3 protein-coding genes are annotated in these 2,687 nt (G+C 64.1%); 2 read left to right on the forward strand and 1 reads right to left on the reverse strand.

The genetic code is table 11. The annotated features are described in order from the left end of the window. Positions 1 to 135: 135 nt before the first annotated feature. Complete coding sequence (locus ACODSU_RS25200) at positions 136 to 945, reverse strand: esterase/lipase family protein (protein WP_015013644.1); 810 nt, start codon at positions 943 to 945, stop codon at positions 136 to 138. Positions 946 to 1,213: 268 nt separating this feature from the next. On the opposite strand from ACODSU_RS25200, the gene ACODSU_RS25205 reads away from it, so the two are divergent. Both ACODSU_RS25205 and ACODSU_RS25210 read left to right on the forward strand, forming a co-directional pair. Beyond that, positions 1,214 to 1,753 (forward strand): chemotaxis protein CheW, encoded by a 540-nt coding sequence (locus ACODSU_RS25205; RefSeq protein WP_488845687.1) that lies wholly within the window; start codon positions 1,214 to 1,216, stop codon positions 1,751 to 1,753. A 45-nt stretch (positions 1,754 to 1,798) separates the two neighbouring features. Further along, a partial coding sequence (locus ACODSU_RS25210; RefSeq protein ID WP_488845689.1) for an MCP four helix bundle domain-containing protein occupies positions 1,799 to 2,687 on the forward strand: 889 nt, incomplete at its 3' end.

Raw genomic sequence — 2,687 nt, forward strand, 5'->3', positions numbered from 1 at the left:
GGAACATGCGCTGACAGCTATCAAAACAGAAGTAAAGAAGCACGCAGAGGGGACACCTTCTGCGTGCTTTTTTTGCGTAGCACTTGGGAATCCGCCGTCCCTTCGGGTACGGCAGGGGACTTTTCCGTACTGCTTTCAGCGGTGCGGGTTGGGATACACCAGATGCAGCCCTGGCAGCTGCGGGCGCTGGAAGGGTTGCCACACCACGCCCGGCCCGTGCGGCTGGCCCAGCCGGTCGGCCACGGCCCACCAGGCGCTGGGGTTCAGGCCGATGCCAAAGTGGCTGGCCACCACTTCGATGTTCTCGGTGTGGGGGTTGTGGTCGGCGGGCGCCTGGATGCTGCCGCGCCAGGCCACCACGCCGTCGGTGCGCGAGTAGATGCTGGTGGTGGGCACCGGGGGCGCTTCGGGCAGGTTGTAGTTCTCGGTTTCGCGCTCGATGCTGCGGCCGCTGGCGAACTGGTAGATGCGCCATGCGTTGGTAGAGGTGTGGGGGCCGGCAAACGGCGTGCCCAGGGTCACCACGCAGCGCACCAGGTCGGGCATTTCCTTGGCCAGTTCACGGGCGTAGATGCCGCCCAGGCTCCAGCCCACCAGGCTGACCTTGTTGCCGCTGGCATCCGCCGCTTGCTGCAACTGGGCCTTGGCGTTCTCCAGCACGCCCTCGCGGGGCCCCAGGTTCAGGCCCTGGCCCCAGCCCAGCGTGTTGTAGTTGCGCGATTCGAGGTAGCGGCGCAGGGGCAGGGTGGTGGTGTCACCCGCCGTGAGGCCCGGGAACACGATGACCGTGTGTCCGTCCCCCAGGGGGGCGCGCTGCAGCACAGGCCAGGCGGGCAGCACAGCGCCAAACTCCCACGGAGCGCGCAGCTCCAGGGCAAGCAGCGGCAAGCTCGGCGGTGGCATGTGGTCGGGGGCGGCAGATTTGCGGTCGGAGAAGAGGGGCATCGATTCGTCGTTCCAAAACGGCGCGTGCCAGGCAAGGCACACGGGTGGTGCGACGGTAGCAGTTTTTTGCGCACCAGGGCGGGGCGCGAAATGGAGCGAGCTCTCCAATTGCCCCGTCGTTAGCGGCCTCAGTCCCCTTGCATTGGCGTGGGGGATTGTCAAAAGATGTCACAAAATGAAACCTGCGACTGCTATGCTTTGAATAGCTTTTGCGCATTCCGCGTTCTGGCGCCCCTTGCAGCCCCCCACAGCCTGAAAGCCCCGTGCCATGACCGCTTTTGTCGACTCTGCCGTCCCTGCCAACGCCCACTCTGCAACGCCGGGGCCGGCGTCCAGCGCGGCGGCCGCCGTGCGTGAATTCCTGACCTTTCGCCTAGGCGCGGAGGAATATGGCATCGACATCCTGCGGGTGCAGGAAATCCGCTCGTACGAACGGCCCACGCGCCTGGCGCATTCGCCCGACTTCATCAAGGGAGTGATCGACCTGCGCGGCCGCATCGTCCCCATCCTGGACCTGCGAGTGAAGCTGCAGTGCCCTGAAGCCAGCTACACCGACTTCACCGTCGTCATCATTCTGGACATCGGCTCTACCGTGGTGGGGGCTGTAGTGGACGCGGTGGCCGATGTGGTCTCGCTCACCCCCGACCTCATCAAGCCCACGCCCCAGTTCGAGCGGCAGGGCCATGTGGACCCCGCCTTTGTCACTGGCATTGCCAGCCTGGGCGAACGCATGCTGATCGTGATGGACATCGAGGCCCTGCTGAGCAGTGACGAAATAGGACTGGTGAGATCCGCGGCGCACAGGTAATGTGACAACCCACTACACAAGATCAACACACAGAGGAGAAGAAGGATGAATCAGCTCAAGATTTCAACCCGGCTGGCTGTGGCATTTGCCGTCATGGTGCTTCTGTTGGTCGCTTTGGGGGTTGTGGCCCTGGTGCGGTCGGCCCACCAGCGCGCAGAGCTCAAGGACGTGGTCGATGTCCGAATACCCATCATCAAAGCGCTGGGCGCCCTCAACGACGGGGTGAACGAGCAGGCGATTCAACTCCGCAACCTGGCGATCTTCACTTCGGAGGCGATCGTGAAGTCGGCGACCAGCCAGATAGCGGCTGCGTCGGCGGACGTGGATGCGCAATACAAAACGCTGAACACATTGGTTGTCTCTGACAAGGGCAAGGAACTCATGGCGCGCATGCAGCAGCGGCGTGGTGACTTCCTGAAGCTGCGAGACCAATACCTGACAACGCTCCAGCAAGGCCAACGGGACGAAGCCCTGAAGCTGCTGGAGGAGCAACTTCGCCCTGCGCAGCGGGCCTACATGGCCGCGATCGATGAGCAGTTTGAATTTCAATCCAAGCGAACCGTGGAAGCAGGCGCGCTCGCAGAGTCTGCCGCGCTGGCATTGCAGCGGGACGTGCTCATTGCGGCCGCACTTGCCATCGGTATCGCAATCTTTCTGGCCATCACCATCATCCGCTCCATCACCCGCCCCCTGGCACAGGCGGTGGAGGCGGCCGACCGCGTGGCCGGTGGCGACCTGAGCGGTCAGATCGTCGTGCAGTCCAAGGATGAAACCGGGCACCTGCTCAGCGCCCTGCAGCGGATGCAGCAAAGCCTGGTCAACACCGTCAGCACGGTACGCCAGAACGCTGAAGGCGTGGCCTCAGCCAGCGCGCAGATAGCCTCCGGCAACAACGACCTGAGCGCGCGCACAGAGCAGCAGGCCAGCGCGCTGG

This window comes from Acidovorax sp. FG48 (assembly GCF_057809085.1).